This is a genomic window from Herpetosiphon sp. NSE202, assembly GCF_042688385.1.
GTDB lineage: Bacteria > Chloroflexota > Chloroflexia > Chloroflexales > Herpetosiphonaceae > Herpetosiphon.
In genome coordinates this window covers 255,036-272,194 of record NZ_JBHUPY010000013.1, presented here as the reverse complement: position 1 = coordinate 272,194, position 17,159 = coordinate 255,036, and the positions used below count along the sequence as shown (strand labels likewise).

The 17,159-nt window shown below is 50.1% G+C and carries 14 protein-coding genes; 7 read left to right on the top strand and 7 right to left on the bottom strand.

What is annotated here, in order from left to right; all coding sequences use genetic code 11:
• Positions 1-86: 86 nt before the first annotated feature.
• From ACFMKP_RS17675 to ACFMKP_RS17645, 7 genes are all read left to right on the top strand, one after another.
• Positions 87-2,177, top strand: coding sequence for a metallophosphoesterase (locus tag ACFMKP_RS17675; protein ID WP_382293649.1), 2,091 nt, complete (start codon positions 87-89; stop codon positions 2,175-2,177).
• A gap of 221 nt (positions 2,178-2,398) precedes the next feature.
• Positions 2,399-2,716, top strand: coding sequence for a hypothetical protein (locus ACFMKP_RS17670; protein ID WP_382293648.1), 318 nt, complete (start codon positions 2,399-2,401; stop codon positions 2,714-2,716).
• Complete coding sequence (locus ACFMKP_RS17665; protein ID WP_382293646.1) at positions 2,697-3,959, top strand: sensor histidine kinase; 1,263 nt, start codon at positions 2,697-2,699, stop codon at positions 3,957-3,959. The genes ACFMKP_RS17670 and ACFMKP_RS17665 overlap by 20 nt, the downstream gene beginning before the upstream one ends.
• Positions 3,956-4,798 carry a response regulator gene (locus ACFMKP_RS17660; protein ID WP_382293644.1) on the top strand — a complete coding sequence of 281 codons (843 nt, stop codon included), beginning with the start codon at positions 3,956-3,958 and terminating at the stop codon, positions 4,796-4,798. The genes ACFMKP_RS17665 and ACFMKP_RS17660 overlap by 4 nt, the downstream gene beginning before the upstream one ends.
• A gap of 530 nt (positions 4,799-5,328) precedes the next feature.
• On the top strand, positions 5,329-6,849 hold the full coding sequence (locus ACFMKP_RS17655) for an aldehyde dehydrogenase family protein (RefSeq protein WP_382293642.1): 1,521 nt from the start codon (positions 5,329-5,331) through the stop codon (positions 6,847-6,849).
• A 70-nt stretch (positions 6,850-6,919) separates the two neighbouring features.
• Positions 6,920-7,312, top strand: coding sequence for a DUF779 domain-containing protein (locus ACFMKP_RS17650; RefSeq protein ID WP_382293640.1), 393 nt, complete (start codon positions 6,920-6,922; stop codon positions 7,310-7,312).
• A 446-nt stretch (positions 7,313-7,758) separates the two neighbouring features.
• Positions 7,759-8,004 carry a hypothetical protein gene (locus ACFMKP_RS17645; RefSeq protein ID WP_054534274.1) on the top strand — a complete coding sequence of 82 codons (246 nt, stop codon included), beginning with the start codon at positions 7,759-7,761 and terminating at the stop codon, positions 8,002-8,004.
• Between the two features lie 53 nt (positions 8,005-8,057).
• On the opposite strand, the gene ACFMKP_RS17640 is transcribed toward ACFMKP_RS17645, so the two are convergent.
• The 7 genes from ACFMKP_RS17640 to ACFMKP_RS17610 all read right to left on the bottom strand — a co-directional run bounded on the left by ACFMKP_RS17640 (position 8,058) and on the right by ACFMKP_RS17610 (position 17,034).
• Positions 8,058-8,657 (bottom strand): biotin transporter BioY, encoded by a 600-nt coding sequence (locus ACFMKP_RS17640; RefSeq protein WP_382293638.1) that lies wholly within the window; start codon positions 8,655-8,657, stop codon positions 8,058-8,060.
• Between the two features lie 26 nt (positions 8,658-8,683).
• Positions 8,684-9,478, bottom strand: coding sequence for a GNAT family N-acetyltransferase (locus ACFMKP_RS17635; protein ID WP_382293636.1), 795 nt, complete (start codon positions 9,476-9,478; stop codon positions 8,684-8,686).
• Complete coding sequence (locus tag ACFMKP_RS17630) at positions 9,478-11,697, bottom strand: hypothetical protein (RefSeq protein WP_382293634.1); 2,220 nt, start codon at positions 11,695-11,697, stop codon at positions 9,478-9,480. The genes ACFMKP_RS17635 and ACFMKP_RS17630 overlap by 1 nt, the downstream gene beginning before the upstream one ends.
• 96 nt (positions 11,698-11,793) lie before the next feature.
• Positions 11,794-13,779, bottom strand: coding sequence for an alpha-amylase family protein (locus ACFMKP_RS17625; RefSeq protein ID WP_382293632.1), 1,986 nt, complete (start codon positions 13,777-13,779; stop codon positions 11,794-11,796).
• A 29-nt stretch (positions 13,780-13,808) separates the two neighbouring features.
• Positions 13,809-14,699, bottom strand: a complete 891-nt coding sequence (locus tag ACFMKP_RS17620; protein ID WP_382293630.1) for a carbohydrate ABC transporter permease — start codon at positions 14,697-14,699, stop codon at positions 13,809-13,811.
• A 7-nt stretch (positions 14,700-14,706) separates the two neighbouring features.
• Positions 14,707-15,651 (bottom strand): carbohydrate ABC transporter permease, encoded by a 945-nt coding sequence (locus ACFMKP_RS17615; protein ID WP_382293628.1) that lies wholly within the window; start codon positions 15,649-15,651, stop codon positions 14,707-14,709.
• Positions 15,652-15,711: 60 nt separating this feature from the next.
• Positions 15,712-17,034: an ABC transporter substrate-binding protein gene (locus tag ACFMKP_RS17610; protein WP_382293626.1), complete on the bottom strand. Its 1,323-nt coding sequence runs from the start codon at positions 17,032-17,034 to the stop codon at positions 15,712-15,714.
• Positions 17,035-17,159: the final 125 nt, after the last annotated feature.

Sequence of the window (17,159 nt, the reverse complement as noted above, 5' to 3'; positions counted from 1 at the left end):
ATCATCCCTGCTTGGAAAAATCAGCCCAAGCAGGGATACTTGAATCAATCAAATCGTTCCCCAAAGATGTTGTGATGAGGTGAATTATGCTACTTGGAACAATTGCTGATTATCTGGTGGCGTTGGGCATGCCCAGCTCGGCCCGCACCTATTTGATCATCACAACAATCTTAGTCCTTAGTTTAATTTGGATCGAAACCTCGCACTGGGCCCATCGCAGAATTATGATGATGGAGTTTGCTGGAGCGGCGTTGTTGCTGATTAAAGTCTTTGCAGTCAGCACAACAATGCTCACCTTGGCCTTGCTGCCCTTTCCGCAACTACGAACGGTTATTGCTAGCTCCTTGGCAATTATGGGCTTGCTGACGCTCTACCGCGAGCTACGTCGCCGCTTGCGGGCTGGCGATCGCTCACCATCAAGCTACATCGGCGGGGTCTTGCTGGTGGTGCAATTTTTATGTATGGTGCTGCTTACAGTCAGCGGCATTGCGATTATTTTAGAGCTGTTGTTGGTGCCAGCCCGCATCTTGGATAGCGAAACGCGCTTTATCGACGCGATTAAAAATTGGGTTGAATTGCTGGCAACCTTGTCTGTTTTGCTAACAATTTATTATTTGGGCTTCTATGTGGTGCGGCGGTTGCTCAAAAGTGGCAGCTTCTCGTGGATTGACCCACCCAACTGGCGCACCTTGTTGCCGCATTTGAAATATACGTTAATGCCGCGTTGGGGCGTGCCACCATGGGCCGAAAGCGATTTGGCTGATACCGTGCGCATGGCCTATATCGAGCATATTGTGGGCAGCAAAGCAGCGCGTGATGTGGCCAAAGCTGCACGAATCAAGCCTGTGCAAAACCCGCAACGTGGCTTTACCTTCGCCGTGATTGGCGACCCGGGCGAGGGCGACGAATCGCAGATTGCCCCACCAATTGTCAGCGAAGATAGCCGCCTCGCCCAACAAGGCCCAGCCAATCCTGCCTACCCAACCTTTACAATTCTCAGCTCGGATATTGTGTACCCAGCGGGCGAGTTGATGGATTATGAGCGCACGCTCTATCGGCCTTATGCCAGCCAAAGCGAAACGCCACCCTTAATCTACGGCTTGGCGGGGAATCACGATTGGTACAACGATTTAAAAGGCTTGATGCTGAATTTTGGTTATGCTGCCGCCCACGTCGATAGCCGCGACCCGCAGCTGCAACAATGGGCCAAAGCGCTCAAAACTGGGCCTTGGGCGCGCTATGGCTATCCGTGGGGCCAATTGCGCTGGAACGAAGTGCGAAGTTTGCGCGAGCGCTACGGGCTAACTAGGCTTGGTGGCGACCTTAACGAACCCCAAACCCAGCAACGCTTGCCATTTTTTGAATTAAGCTTCGATCCCGTGCCATTTGTGTTGTTGGCGGTCGATACAGGCTGCATTGGCAATGTCGATGAGATTCAATTGGAATGGTTAGAAAGTTGCTTGCTGGCAGCCTTCAACCAGCAAAAAATTATCGCGGTTGTGCTCAGCGAGCCATTGTATGTCAATGGAGCCTTTGCCGATCACCCTGGCATGCGGCAGTTGTATGAGTTGTTGCGGCGCTATGAAACCCACGTGGTTATTGGCGGCGATACCCACGCCTACCAACATTATGAATCGCGCTATATCACCTTGCGCGGAACCCAACATATTGCCCACCACTTTGTTAATGGCGGTGGTGGCGCGTACCTCAGCAAGCCAGTCGATTTACATTGGCACACGCCCAGCGGCATGACACCCTTGGAATCGCGCTTTGTCTATCGCGACGATGATCAAGAAATTGTGGATCAAGTGATGTTGCGCGAAGTTTTTCCCACCGCCCAACAATTGCGGGCCAAATTCAACGGCAAAATCGAGGTCGAAAATCAAGTTTGGGGCTTGCGGCGCTGGTTAGTTGGCCAAGAGCCAAACATCCTCAATCTTGGCTACACCAATGCGCTGAACCACGATCGCGCGCCACTTTTGCAAAGCTTGCTAACCTTTAATGTTGATGAAACCCTGAATGGCTGGCGCTTGCGGATCACGCCGTGGTTTACGACTGGGCCTGAAAATAAGCTCGAACCGCAAGAACCGATCGATATTTTAGCCCCCGACCGCGCTAACGAGCGGGTAGTTAGCCGCGATCTCGTGCCTAGCCCAGCCAGCATCTTAGCAATTTAGCTTGGGAAAAACTTGGGAAAAAGCACAACCAAATTCAACCAAATTTGAGTAAACTAGGGTTGAGCAAAGTGCTGAGGAGCTAGTCGAGGAGTGAATGGTGTTGAAGTTTGATCCTGAGGCTAAGCGGCTTTTTTGGCCCATAATCATCATTGGCTTAGGTTGCGGGCTAGGGCTATTTAGCTGTTTGGTGCTGCAATTAATGATCGAACGTTGGTAAGCCAATGCTGAGTCATCAATGGCCAATTCATGCGGTGGTTGCGCTATTAACTGCGTGGATCTTGATATATAATCTTCGTCCACAAGGCTTGCTCAAGCTGCTCGTATTTGGGCTGATTGGGCTATTAATCGTAGGTTGTATTGATTTTTTGCATAGCATTGTGGCTTATTTGCTGCCATTTGAGCCAGGAGCATTAATCATAAGCAGCTTGCTCAATAGCTTTATGCTGTTTTGCTGTTTTGGTTGGCTGTTTGATTACGATTATCATGCAATGGTAAGCTTGCTTAAATCGCGAATTGGTTATGATTCAGCCAAGCCTTGACGAGCCACAGATTCAGCAGCACTATCAGCAATTGCTTGCGCATCATAAGCGGCGGCTAATAGTGCTCATCACGCTGCTGGCGTGTGGGCTTGCGTTGCCATTTACCCTTGTGCTTGGCTTGGCTGTAATCAATCAGCAGCAATCAATGGCGGTTTTTGGCTTACACCTCGCTCGCAGTCTGCTCAATCCGGTGCTGGTTTGGTGGTTGCTACAGCGTAAACAGATTAATTGGGCGTGGCATGCAAGCATGCTGATTGCAATTATCCATAATGCAAGTTTAGCGTATGCTATGCGGTCGCCGAATGTGCTGATTTTTGAATTATTTGCAGTCTGTGGTTTTGCAGTAGTCATGCCATTTTGGCAGGTTTTGGGCTATAGCAGTGGCTTGATCGGCCTGAATTATCTGGCAGCAGGCCACTTAATTATCTTCAACGAATGGGTATTGGTGATAATTGTGGTGCTGAGCATTATGTTGATGTGCAGCGCAATTGGTCTTGTTTCGCGCCAAACCTTGCGCTATGCCAGCCAGCAACATTTCCAAACGACTCAGTTGGTAGAACAACGAACCAGCATGCAGCAACAACTTCACGATTTGCAGCAGCATGTGCAACAGCTTAGTTTGCTCAAACACGATTTGCGCCAGCCCCTCAAAAGCGTCCAAGGCTTGCTCCACCATTTGGCCTTTGAGCAACCAACCACCAGCCCAACAATCCAGCCAGCCTTGGCTGCAACCCAACGGGTCGAGCGCCAACTTAACAATTTGCTTGATCAAGCACGCCAACAATTGGCAACCCAACGCGCCAACCTTACAAGGATCGACCTTCAGCAATGTTTGAATCAACTCCAACCAGCAATCAACGGTTTGGCAGCCTACTACACCGAACCTATCGCCAATGTAAGCATTGAAATCGCCGCTGGCAGCCAGATTGTGGCCGATGGTGAGCAATTTGAGCGGGCGTTGTTTAATTTGCTTGATAATAGTTTGAGCCGTTGCCAACAGCAGGTCGTTATTCGCAGTTTTCAGCACAACGACCATTTGGTGATCGAAATCAGCGATGATGGCGCGGGAATGCATCCAGATTTACGCACAGCGCTTAATCGTGGCGATTTCAGCCCAATCAGCCAAGGCTTGGGCTTGAAGCAAGTGCAGCAAATGCTCACGCAAGCAGCAGCAACCTTACATGTGCTCGATTCAGCAATCGGCTGCACGCTGCATATGCGTTTTCCACAGGATATTGAATGAGCAAGTATTGCATTATTGTTGATGATTTAGCGGTCGATCGCCAGCTGGCGGCGCGCTATTTACAAGCAGCTGGCTATCAAACCAGCATGGCGCGTTCGAGCAAACAAGCGACCGAGCAATTACAGCACGTCTTGACCATCTATCAGCCAAGCCAAATTCTGTTGCTGCTCGACCTGAATTTACCCAATGATCCAGCGCTTCAGCAGGTGGTTGCATCGTCGTTGGCGGGGGCAAATTTAGCCTTGCAATTGCAAATTCAGATCGCCAATGGCAGTTTGCCGCAACTAGCAATTGTGGCCTTGACTGCGTTGAGTGCTAGTGAAGTTCATCAAACGGCAATTGCCTTTGGCTGTGATGCAGTGCTTGAAAAGCCAGCCACGCCAGATTTAGCGCAACGAATCGAGCAAGCGCTGGCAGCAAGCAGCCAACAAGCGCCAATTGGCAGCCAAGCCTTGCTGAATATTTTGCGGCTGCGGCTGCTTGCACCAACTCCAAGCCCAGCCTTGAACGAAGAAGATCTGACCAAGGCGCTGCTGCAACTGCATCGGCAAGGGTTGGTCGGGCTTGGAGCAAGCCATTTGGCCAACTATTTGTTTCCGCATATCGCTAGTGATTATCAACGCGGGCTGCAAACCCAAGCCAAAATTGCCAGCGTTATTCGCGAGGCGATGCAATTGAATGTGCTGGAAACCTTGACGATTTTAGAGGGCGAATTTGTGCATTTACAGGCTCCGCAAGCCCAAGCAGAGCACCTACACCTCTCGAAAAGCGAATATTATCGCCGCCGCAAAGAAGCGATTAGCCAGCTCTACCGTATTTTGGCTGAAGCAAGAGCATAGAACATAGAGCATAGTAAGTTTGGAAACCGCGAAGAGCACGAGGCACGTTTTTTTGCCACAGATTACACAGATTATTGTGATTATGTTCCAATAGCCCAAAGCCCAAAGCCTCATACCCCATAGCCATACATGCTCTGCGCCTCTGCATTAAAAATGAGCCGCTTTTTCGCCACAAATTGCCCGATAGCCCATAACTATACTGGTTCATTAGGTTGGCAACGAGATTCATGCCCTCACCCCCAGCCCCTCTCCCACTGAACGCGGGCGAGGGGGAGCACTGTTTTCGTGGTTCCCCTCGCCCGCGTTCGGAAGAGGGGGCTAGGAGGTGAGGGGGCAAACCGTCGTTAACGCAATAAACCATTACACATAGCCTCCAGCCAGTAGCCCTATTCTCTTTTTGCCTTCTGACTTTTGCCTTTTGACTTTTGTGATATGATAGGAACACGACGTTTGGAAACGCTTCACCTCTGGTTTTGGAACATCCCCCACCCATGTTGGCCCAAGCTTGAAACATGCTATTGGAGGACACTGTGGTCTACACCAATCCCAATCAGCCGGGCAGTAAGGTCAGTTTTAAGTCGCGTTATGGCAACTACATCAATGGCGAGTTTGTCGAACCAGTCAAGGGCATGTATTTCGAAAACATCACCCCAGTCAATGGCAAGCCGTTCTGTGAAGTTCCACGTTCTACCGCCGAAGACATCGAAAAAGCGCTCGATGCGGCTCACGCTGCCAAAGCTGCTTGGGGTAAAACCTCACCAGCAGAACGAGCCAACATTCTGAATAAGATTGCCGACCGCATGGAAGCCAATCTTGAGCTGTTGGCAGTCGCTGAAACATGGGAAAATGGCAAGCCAGTGCGCGAAACGCTCGCCGCCGACATGCCACTGGCGATTGATCACTTCCGCTACTTCGCTGGGGCAATTCGAGCCCAAGAAGGCACCGCTGCCACCGTCGATGAAAATACGATTGCCTACCATTTTTACGAGCCATTGGGCGTGGTTGGCCAAATTATCCCTTGGAATTTCCCAATTTTGATGGCAACTTGGAAATTGGCCCCAGCGCTGGCTGCTGGCAATTGTGTTGTGATCAAACCAGCAGAGCAAACGCCCACGACAATTCTCGTATTAATGGAATTGATCGGCGATTTGCTGCCACCAGGCGTGGTAAACGTAGTCAATGGCTTTGGCATCGAAGCTGGCAAGCCCTTGGCAAGCAGCAATCGAATTGCCAAAATTGCTTTTACCGGCGAAACCACCACAGGCCGCTTGATTATGCAATATGCCTCAGAAAATATTATTCCTGTAACCCTTGAGCTTGGCGGCAAATCGCCCAACATCTTCTTCGAGGATGTCTTGAGCAAACAAGATGCCTTTGTTGATAAAGCACTCGAAGGCTTTACGATGTTTGCGCTCAATCAAGGCGAAGTTTGTACCTGTCCATCACGGGCATTAATTCAAAAATCAATTTATGGTGAGTTTTTAGAACGAGCCGTTGAGCGCACCAAACGCTGCGTTCAGGGCAACCCGCTTGATCCAGCTACAATGGTTGGCGCACAAGCCTCAAACGATCAATACGAAAAAATCTTATCCTACTTGGCGATTGGCCGCGACGAAGGGGCTAAGGCCTTGGTTGGCGGAGCCAAAGCTGAAATGAGCGGCGATCTTGCCGAAGGCTATTACATTCAGCCAACGATTTTTGCTGGCAACAACCGCATGCGCATCTTCCAAGAAGAAATTTTCGGGCCTGTGGTTTCAGTAACATCGTTCGATGATTTTGACGATGCGCTGAGCATTGCCAACGATACGTTGTATGGCTTGGGCGCTGGTTTGTGGACACGCGATATGAACACCGCCTACCGCATGGGTAGAGCGATTCAAGCTGGCCGCGTCTGGACTAACTGCTACCACTTGTACCCTGCCCATGCTGCATTTGGTGGTTACAAACAATCGGGGATTGGCCGCGAAAATCATAAGATGATGCTCAATCACTATCAACAAGTCAAAAACTTGTTGGTCAGCTACGATCCGAATCCAATGGGCTTCTTCTAAATCCCAAACGGCGCACTACCGCAAGCCCAAAACCTGCGGTAGTGCTGCCAACGCAACAAGGAGCTAGATCATGTCAGTTGAACGAGTGCTTGCTACCGAACAAACTACAGCGTTAATTGACAAACTCAGCCAATTGCATGGGCCACTCATGTTTCATCAATCTGGTGGTTGTTGCGATGGCAGTGCGCCAATGTGTTATCCGCGCAAAGAATTTCGGGTTGGTCAGCACGATGTGTATCTTGGCGAGATTGCTGGCTGCCCGTTTTATATCAGCGGGCCGCAATTTGAATACTGGCAGCACACCCAATTAACAATCGATGTGGTTAAGGGTCGCGGCAGTGGCTTTTCGGTCGAAGCTCCCGAAGGCGTGCGCTTTTTAACTCGTTCACGGGTGTTTAGCGATGCAGAACATGCGGAATTGCAAGCGGCAGGCCCACCCCTACGCGGCCCACAGCACGAGTAAAGAGCAAAGAACATAGAGCATAGAACATAGAACATAGGATTTTGAGCCACGAAGGGTCAGAAACCGCGAAGATCGCGAAGGTTAATTTTTTGATCCACGAAGGACACAAAGAACACGAAGATGAGGTTATGGGCTATGTGCTTTTGACATTACCAACAAATGCCCGATAGCCTATAGCCTATAGCCCATAGCCATTCTATCCTCTGCGCCGCTGCGTTAAATGCCGATCCCTGACCCCCGATCCCTGACCCCTTGTTCTTTTTGACTTCTGACTTTTGCCTTTTATTTCATCCCTCATCCTTCATCCTTCATCCTTCTTACTACGTTGCATCGTTGCGCAGGACGAATGGTTCTGGCATAGCTCTTGCACACCATGATAGGATACAAACTACAACGGCATTCTTCAATTCATATCTACATATTCAAATAACCAAGGAGTTCTTGAGATGAACGTGAAGCGTGAAATCTTGATGCAAGGCGTAGAACTTGCACCAATCGTCGAGCGACTTAAAGAGGAAGGCTCCAAACGTGGCTTGAGCCAATCGGCCAACAACGAATATGGCCCAGTCTATATCAACCAGCATTACGATTTGCGCATCGAGCGCGATCCCGGCGATTGGGGCCAATATCGGCTGATGCTAATGCACAAGCTCCAACCAAAAAGCAGCTTTTTCGGCATGTTCCGCCGTTAAATGCCAACCCGGCTGAAGTAGATTCAGCCGGGTTGTTGTTTAATTGCCTAAACTTAGCGTTCGTTACGCCCAAATAAGGCCCATGCCCCAGGCAAAACCAAGGCTGCAACCACAATCTTCAGCGCATCGCCCAACAAGAAGGGATAAACCCCTGCCCACATAACGCTGATTTGGCCAAAGGTATCTTTATAAATATGCAGCCACGATGCCCCAATTGCATAAATAATTAGGTTGCCAAACCCAAACATGGCCAAGGCCGTTGGAACCCGGCGATCCCAGCCGCGTTGGGCCAGCCAACCAACCAAGGTAGCAGCAAATGGCAAGGCCATCAGATAGCCGCCAGTTGGGCCAAGCAATCGAGCCAAACCACTGTTCATCCCAGCAAATACTGGCATACCCGCCAAGCCTTCGACCAGATAGAGTAAAATTGCCAAAGCGCCACGCCGTGGCCCCAAAATCGCTCCCGTCAACAGCACACCCAAGGTTTGGCCCGTAATTGGCACGGGGGTCCAAGGCAACGGAATAGCAATTTGAGCGGTGAGGGCAACAAACAAACTGAACCCGACAATCAGCGCAAGATCACGTCCAAGTGATTTGCTTCGCCCAAGATCGGCCAAGGTTTGTCGTTCCGCTACCGATTCCACACGATACATGTGCAGCTTCCTCCTAGATAGATTGTCTACGATCCTCGTTGCTCTTCTAGCGTTACTTTATTGTAGGCAAGCGCAAAGCCGGCTCGCGTTACAATCCGTTGCGAATCGCTGCCGCTGATGGTCAGCACCGTTGCCCAACGACAGCCCTGGGCCTTGGCATAGGCCAAACGCGCGGCAATCAGGCTGGTTTGGGCACCACGTCGCCGCCAAGCTGGGCTAACAAAGGTTGAAAACAGCGTCGCAACCTCGCCATTGATGCTCAGCGCACCACAGCCAATCAGCTCATCATCAAGCCACGCCCCAAAAAGCTGGCTATCGCTGCGCGCGGCTGCTGCATTGGCCATCGTAATGCCCATCGGGCTACTCTGACCACGCTCAGTCATTGCCTCAACCCACAGGTGGCGTTGTTCAGCTGCGATTATGCGCGATTGTACACTACTTGGGCTAAAAGGGGTATAACGCAGCATGTCAAAAGTCAGCACACTCCACCAACGACTAATCCGATAATTGCCCAAAGCCAAAAGAGCTTGCAGGCTAGGGTCGCAAAATGGGGTTAATTCTAGGCTTACTGGTAGCTGGCGTTGATGATAAAACGCTGCTAATTCGCCAAAAAGCTCAGCATCCCATTGCTGTTGGCTGCCAGCCCCAACCGCCCGATTAATCGGCAAGTCGGGGCCAGTGTAGCAAGCTGTAGCATCGCCAATCAAGGCTGAGCTTGCATTACTCGCTGGCACAATTTGGCCAACTGCGGTTGTGTAGTGGCGCAAGTTATGCGCATCGGCAGCCTCAAGCTGAGCCGCCAATTGACGATCAAGCAGCATTATTGACCTCGAATTGTCATTGGCAACCAAACCCGCCATTGACTGACCACTGGGGTGTTGGTAATCGTTGGCGTGTTACTTGGAGTTGGCGTATTGGTAATGGTCGGTGTATTGGTTGGCGTACTGGTATTGGTTGGCGTTAATGTATTCGTCGGGGTGTTGGTTGGAATATTCGTTACCATCACGCTGGCGGTAATACTCGCAACATTGCCTTGCGCATTGGAAACCCGCACCCAAACTTGGCGATTGCTTTGGACATTGGTTAAGGTCAGAATTGGCGAAGTCGCGCCAGCAATTGGGTTGCTGGTATCGCCAGTTGCGCCAAGATACCATTGATAGCTCAGGTTGGCAGCTCCAGTTGCGGTCACGTTCAGGCTGGCATTTTGGCCAAACGAAACGGTCGTATCAACTGGTTCGCGCACAATTCGCGGAGCCAAATGGCCATAAACCACCAATTTATCGGTGTTGGTAATGCTATCAACCGAGAAGGTGCCAACAATAACTTTGCCATCAGCAACCAACGGCGTGTTGAATTTGGCCAAATTGCCCATCGCATCGCGGCTCGCAATTTGGTTGCTATTCCAAGTTTCTTGCAAGGTCAAGGCGTTGTAGGCGCGCAGCACACCAGGCTGGGTGGTCGTATTGGCGCTGCCGCCAGTCGAGTGAGTGGCCCAAACAATGCCCGTATTGGCATTCGTGCCATTCCACGACAACGACATCACCCCACCAGGCATCGAGACGGTTTGTAGGGTGCTGGTTGCCACAGGCGTGGTAATAAAGCTTGGGGTCAAGGGTTGAGTGGTGCTGAATTGAAAGGCTTTCAATGGCGCATTGACTGGCCACACAAACATGCGCGTGCCTGTCGAGCCACCAGCAGCCCAAACCACTGGCGAGCCAAAAATCCCACGAAAGCCAGAGCCACCATGCGGCTTGAAGCTCTGATAAAACTTACCTGCCACTGGTTTATCAAAGCCAGTTGTGCCTTGTTGAACCCCTAAACCACCCATATCATTGCGATTGAAGACATAGATTTTGCCGCCCTTGCTGCCTGCAATCATCACATTCGTATTCGGAATGAGGATTGCGCCAGTTGTACCAAGGTCGGTATCGTTGGTGTTGAGCGTTTTGTAATCATACGGCGTAAACCAAGTTTGGACAGTTGGCGTGAGCGGATTGCTAATGTTCAATTTGCTGACCGACGAGCCATAATCGCGGCCATTCGGCAAATTGGCGTTCCAGCTGCCATTGCCAATCGAAAGATACAAGTTGCCTTGACCATCGCTGGTTAAGCCTTGGCCGCTCATCCAAATGCCGCCTTCGCCATCGTTGGCAGCGTTTGGCTGCGAAGTAACTTCTTTTTGCGGGGTTGTGTTATAGATCAACTCGCGTTGGAGCGTGGTTTTGTTGTAGCCAAAAACCCAGCCATGGTAGGGATCGGTATCTGCATAGCCAGCAAACGCCACATACACCCGATTGCCATCAAGCAATAACGACGATCGTTGCAAATGCTGGCGGCTATCGAATACCACCAAACCATCGTTGGGGTTTGCATCATTACCATCGCCTGGCACTGAGCCTTGAATATTCGTCGATTGAATAATTGCGCCAGTTAAAATATTGATCGCAACCATGCGATGCTGATATTGATAAGCTCCCAAACGAATAAATGGCACAACATAGAGGGTATTCGTCGCAGGGTCAATTACTGGCGAGCCAGTAATCCCAACATACGGTTTAATATCTTGATACACACCACCATTGTAGCGCGTGCCAAATTCGCGCAGGCTGCTGGTGGCAAATTGGCCCAAGTTGAGCGACCACAACGGCTGGCTCATGGCCGGATCATCAGCATCAAACGCATAAACATTGTTCTTCTGAGTTGCCACCAACACTACGTTGCGAACCCCAACCCCAGGCATCGCGAGATCAGGCACATACAAGGGTTGGGCATAAATCTGGCCATCAACTGTGCGGCTAAACAATTTACCAAACGTATTTGAGACAACATTGGTTGGCGCAAGCAATTGCTCGGCAGCGGTCGTTCCAGTGCGGGCATTATCAAAACTACGGGTCGTCACCGCAACTCTGGCTGGTGGCGGCTGAAGCTGGCTGGTTGCGCTTGGCACAGCATGAACAACTGGCCGACGCAGCCCTAATCCGCCACTTAAACCGACTATCAGCCCAACAAGCAATAGAATGCGTAATTGAACATTTCGCATCGTTGCGCTCCTTCTGCAAAAAGAACGGGGAATCGCTGCAACTATACTTGATTCAGGCCTTGGCTGCAATCGTTACCGGAACCGTATCCAGAAGGCTCAAAAATTTTTTGCTGGCTCGCAAAGCCAACAACATTGGTAGCTATCAAGCACGATTTCTGCGCTTTGGACATCAATATTTAATCGTGCTGGCTCCAACAGATTGTGCAAGTTACCAACCAAGCCGGCCTCGTGAATAACGCTTAACGCCACCCGTTGCGGCTCAGCGGAAAGGTTTCCAAGAATTAAAATTCGCCCCAACGGGTGAACCCGAATCACCCCTAAAACATGGCGTTGTTGGGTCCAAATCGGGATGGTTTGGCCAGCGCTATGCAAGGCAGGCGTTTGTTGGCGAATGGTAATTAAGTTGCGGATTAAATGCCATAAACGCCCAGCAAGCGTGGTTGGGTCATGGCGTTGGGCTGCTAAGGCCCAATTCATGGCCGGACGATGCAACCAGCGGTTATCGTTGGCTTTGCAGGGGTCATTCAAATAGCTGTGATCATTGCGCATGCCCAGCTCATCGCCCATATAGATTAATGGAATGCCGCCAAAGCCAAAAATCACTGCATACAACAACCCGATTCGCCTAATTGCCAACTCAATCGCCGTCGGATCAGCGTTTGCTAAGGCTTGTTCTAGCCCAGCCAACGAAGCAGTCATGCCGCTAATCCGCCGATCATTGGTAATCGGGTTGTATTGAAAAACCTCACCGCGCGCGAAACTGCCAGCAAACTCGCCACTATACCAAGCGCTCAAAAATTGGCGATGCAACGGCCCATCTTCGCCAACCAAGGCCGCGTTTTGGTCAGTAATCGCCCAACCAATATCATCGTGACAGCGCACATAGGTAATCCAGGTGGCGTTGCCAGCAGTCGCAGGCATATTCAGCAACGATTGAGTCAGCAGATCGGCACGCTGCGAGGCTAAGCCACTCCACAACAGCACCATCAATGAATTATGGTAAGCAATTTCGCAAAGTTTGCCCGTGCGTTGGCCCAAGCCCAAATATTGCACCAAATCATCAGGCGCAACAATTGCCTCGGCCTTAAAAATCGTCGCCGGACAGACGATCCGCATGGCTGCGCGCCACGACTGCAACAAATCAAGCACTTCTGGCTGATTTTGGCAATTCGTACCCAGCCGTTTCCACATAAATGGCACAGCATCCAAGCGCAACACATCAACGCCCAAATTCGCCAAATGCAACAAAATATCGAGCATTTCTAGCCAAACCATGGGATTAGCATAGTTCAAATCCCATTGAAATTCGTTGAAAGTCGTCCAAACCCAACGGCCATGCTCGCCAAGCTCTGGATACCAAGTGAAATTGCCAGGCGCGAAATCGGGAAATACTTCGGGCAAATGTTGCTCATAGGCATCAGGCAAGCTGCGATCAGCAAAGCTCAGGTAATAATCCAAATAGGTCGGATCGCCAGCCCGCGCTTTGAGCGCCCATTCATGTTCTTTGGCGGTGTGATTGACAACCACATCGATGCAGACGCTCATACCATTGGCTCGCAGCAAATCGCTTAATTCGATAAAATCGGCAATTGAGCCAAGCTCACGATTAATCGCCCGATAATCCTGCACTGCATAGCCGCCATCGTTGGGGCCACAACGCGGCTGCAACAGTGGCATCAGATGCACATAGGTCAAGCCCAAATCTTGCAAATAATCGATCTGCTCAATCACGCCGCGCAACGTGCCAGCCAAGCGATCGACGTAGTAGATGCCGCCAACCATGCGGGCTTGAGCAAACCAATCAGGCTCGATTTCACGGGCTAAATCGTGAATTTTCAGCACATCGCGGCGTTGGGCATAGGCTGCGACCAAACGCTCAGCCAGTTGTTCAAGCAGCGCGGGCCAAGCAGGATGCTGGGCATACAAGGCATCTAAACCTGCAAAACAATCGTTAAAATGGCGTTGCACGCGCACGCGAAAAATATCGCGATCGCGGGGATTGGCAATCTGTTGAGCCAACAAGGCATCGAACAGCCCAGCAATGCTGGTAGTTTGGCTTGGTTGAACAGTAGCTTTTTGCATAACAAAGCTCCTCCTGCGCGTTATGCCGATTAACCCTTGACCCCTGATGAAGCCACCGACTGCACAAACCATTTTTGAAAGAGCAGAAAAATAATCAGCACTGGGAGCGTTACCATCGTGGCAAACGCCATAATATCGCCCCATTGGCGCGGCATTTGGCCGAAAAATGCTTGCATGCCAACGGTCAACGGGCGCACCGCTGGATTGCGCACGACCATCAATGGCCAGAGAAAATCGCCCCAGTGCGTCAGAAATTGCAGAATTGCGACGGTAGCAAACACAGGTCGGGAAAGTGGCACAATAATTTGGGCATACATACGGAAACGACTAGCTCCATCGACCAGCGCCGCTTCCTCAATATCCTTGGGAATATTCAAGAAAAACTGATAGAACAGGAAAATCGAAAAAGCATCGGCAATAAATGGAATAATTTGGACGTGATAGCTATCGAGCCATGTCATCCGACCATCAAACCACGGCAATTGGTTGACGATCAACAATAATGGCACGGCTACGGCCTGAAATGGAATGATAATCAGGGCTATGATGATTGCCAATAGCAATTTTTGACCCCGAAATTGCATTCGCGCCAATGCATAGGCAATTAAGCTATTAACCACTAGGCCAAAGAGCACAATTGTGAAAGCTATCAAAACTGAATTGATCAAATATTGCGCAAATGGCACACGGGCAAACACATCGCGAAAATTTTGCAATGAAAGCTCACCAGTTGGCAAAAATGCTGCAAATGTGCTCATTTCACGCAAAATTTGGCCTTCATCGGCTTTAAGCGCTGTAACCAACATAAATACAATTGGAAATAGGCTAAACAGCGCAATGATCGTCATTAAAAGATAGTTTCCAAGGCGACGTGGGCTTTTTTGCCAGCGTTTGGTTGGTTCAATTGCAGGACGTTGCATCAACAAGCTACCTTTCTGACCGATTAACCATGCGTTGGCCAAGCGAAATCAGCAACACAATTACAAAAAACACCACCGAAAGTGCCGAAGCATAGCCAACTCTTTGGCTGCGAAAGCCACTATTCACAATATGCAGCATTGCAGTGACCGTCGCATCGTTGGGGCCGCCTTTGGTCATAATCTCAACTTGATCAAACAATTTGAAGGCCATAATCGTGGTCGAAATTACCACAAATACTGAGGTGTTGCGCAATTGGGGCAGGGTTACAAAGCGAAACTGTTGCCATGCATTTGCGCCATCCAATTGGGCTGCTTCATACAATTCGCCAGGAATCTCCTGCAAGCCAGCCAGATAAATTACCATCTGAAAGCCTACACCCTGCCAAATTGACATCAGCATAATCGCGGGAAAAGCCAATTTTGGGTCTTCGAGCCAGCGATATGGGCCAAGTTGACCAAAGCTGATAGTTTGAATAAAACTATTGATGATGCCCTGATCGGGATTGTAGAGAAACGTCCAAACCACCGCCACAATTGCCATCATCGTAACAACCGGAATAAAATAGATGGTGCGAAAGAAGTTGATCGCTTTGATTTTCTGGTTGACCAAAATTGCCAAAAACAGGGCAAAACTGGTTTGGACTGGAACCACAATCAATACAAACAAGAAATTATTCAGCAACGCACGCACAAACGTCGCGTCTTGCCACATTGCCAAATAATGTTTGAAGCCAACAAAGCGAGTTGGGATATTGAGGTTTGGTACCAAGCGTTGGTCGGTCAGCGAGAGATAGAACGCCAAGCCAAACGGCGCAATCAAAAAGATGCTGAGCAACAGCAGTGCTGGAGAAACAAACGCCCAAGCCACCCGTTGTTCGCGCCGTTTCCAGCTTAGCATTGGAGCACTCGGCCTAGCTTTTGGCTGGCTGGGCGGCGATTTTGCAATCGTCATAAGCAAGACTCCTTGAGAAGAACCAAGCCGCTGCAAGCAACGGCTTAATGATTAACGCTGCTACTTCACCGGATAGCCTTGATTATCTTCAATATCGGCATCAATTTTTTGGGCCGCTTTATCCAATTCGGCTTGCACATCGGCTCCAGCCACAATATTATCGACCGCTTCAGCAAACGCGCTGGTAATCACTGGATAAGCAGGCGTAATAGGGCGTGGCACAGCAATGCCGTTGGTCAATTGCTGCACATAGATATTCAGCGGAGCACCATCACCAAATAATTTGGATTTGGCAATTGCCGAGCTGCGTGCTGGCACAGCGCCATTGGCATCGCTCATGCGCAATACTTCTTCTGGCGAAACAATGAACGAAAGCACTTCAGCAGCGGCAGCAGGATTAGCACACTTGCTGGTAATCCCCCAATTCCACGAACCCATGCCCGTTTTTGGGCCTTTGCCCAAATCGGCAGCAGGCAAAACCAATACATCAGCGCCCAGCGCCTTGGCATAATCGGGGTATGCCCAGTGGCCAACCCAGCTCAACGCAGCCTTGCCCTCAGCAAAATCGGTATCGCCAGCAGGCTTGGGGTTAACATAGCCATTAGTAAACAAGCTTTGGAACCATTGCATTGCTTCGACCGAAGCTGCGCCATTCAACGTGCCAGTTGCTTTTTGATAATTCGATCGATCGATCAAATCGCCACCGAACGATTGCAAGAAGGGTGAAAAACCATAGCTAAACCATTCGCCACGGCCATAATTCATTTTCAATTCAAGTGGATACTGCAAGCCATTGGCTTTGAGTTTGCTCAAGGCCGCATCAAGCTCGGCCCGCGTCCATGGCTGCGCAAGCGTTGGAATTCGCACACCAGCTTTTTCCAACAACGCTTTATTGGCATAGAAGCCCAAGCCCGAATCGAACTGACCAAGGCTATACAATTTGCCGTTGTAGGTTCCTTGTTGAATAATCGAGGGCAAGAAATCGGCTTTAACCTCGGCAGCAATCAACGAATCCAAGGGCTGCAAATAGCCAGACCAAGCATAGTTATAGACAAATGGCCCATCAAAATCGAGCAAACATGGCATTTCTCCAGCCAAGGCAGCAGCATTGACCTGATCGTTATATGCGCCTTCGGGCAATTCGATTGCTTCAATTTTGATCGCTGAATTTTTGGCGGCGAAGGCTTGGAGGGTTGCATTCAAGGCATCGCGTTCAGCGCCTTGGCCTGAGTGAAACCACAGCGTGACCGTGCCGCTTGCAGCACCAGAGTTGGCATCGACTGTTGAAGTAGTAGGAGGAGTGGTTGGCGTAGCAGCTTCGCCACATCCAGCCAAGATCAAGCCGACAAGCAAACTAAACGAGCGAATCCATAGTCGTTTCATGGTTGGGTATCCTCATTGATGAAACCAAACGTCAGGCTCCTGCGGAATTGATTGGCGTAGATTGGCAATTAATGCTCAGCAGACTCCTTTATGATACGCGCATTTTTTATGAAAACGTTTCCATC

Excerpts from the sequence above, each read along its gene's own strand:
- ACFMKP_RS17640 (WP_382293638.1), bottom strand. The coding sequence starts at position 8,657 with ATGTATCGTGTGGAATCGGTAGCGGAACGACAAACCTTGGCCGATCTT.
- ACFMKP_RS17670 (WP_382293648.1), top strand. The coding sequence starts at position 2,399 with ATGCTGAGTCATCAATGGCCAATTCATGCGGTGGTTGCGCTATTAACT.
- ACFMKP_RS17630 (WP_382293634.1), bottom strand. The coding sequence starts at position 11,697 with ATGCGAAATGTTCAATTACGCATTCTATTGCTTGTTGGGCTGATAGTC.
- ACFMKP_RS17625 (WP_382293632.1), bottom strand. The coding sequence starts at position 13,779 with ATGCAAAAAGCTACTGTTCAACCAAGCCAAACTACCAGCATTGCTGGG.
- ACFMKP_RS17635 (WP_382293636.1), bottom strand. The coding sequence starts at position 9,478 with ATGCTGCTTGATCGTCAATTGGCGGCTCAGCTTGAGGCTGCCGATGCG.
- ACFMKP_RS17660 (WP_382293644.1), top strand. The coding sequence starts at position 3,956 with ATGAGCAAGTATTGCATTATTGTTGATGATTTAGCGGTCGATCGCCAG.
- ACFMKP_RS17615 (WP_382293628.1), bottom strand. The coding sequence starts at position 15,651 with ATGACGATTGCAAAATCGCCGCCCAGCCAGCCAAAAGCTAGGCCGAGT.
- ACFMKP_RS17675 (WP_382293649.1), top strand. The coding sequence starts at position 87 with ATGCTACTTGGAACAATTGCTGATTATCTGGTGGCGTTGGGCATGCCC.
- ACFMKP_RS17645 (WP_054534274.1), top strand. The coding sequence starts at position 7,759 with ATGAACGTGAAGCGTGAAATCTTGATGCAAGGCGTAGAACTTGCACCA.
- ACFMKP_RS17620 (WP_382293630.1), bottom strand. The coding sequence starts at position 14,699 with ATGCAACGTCCTGCAATTGAACCAACCAAACGCTGGCAAAAAAGCCCA.
- ACFMKP_RS17650 (WP_382293640.1), top strand. The coding sequence starts at position 6,920 with ATGTCAGTTGAACGAGTGCTTGCTACCGAACAAACTACAGCGTTAATT.
- ACFMKP_RS17665 (WP_382293646.1), top strand. The coding sequence starts at position 2,697 with ATGATTCAGCCAAGCCTTGACGAGCCACAGATTCAGCAGCACTATCAG.
- ACFMKP_RS17610 (WP_382293626.1), bottom strand. The coding sequence starts at position 17,034 with ATGAAACGACTATGGATTCGCTCGTTTAGTTTGCTTGTCGGCTTGATC.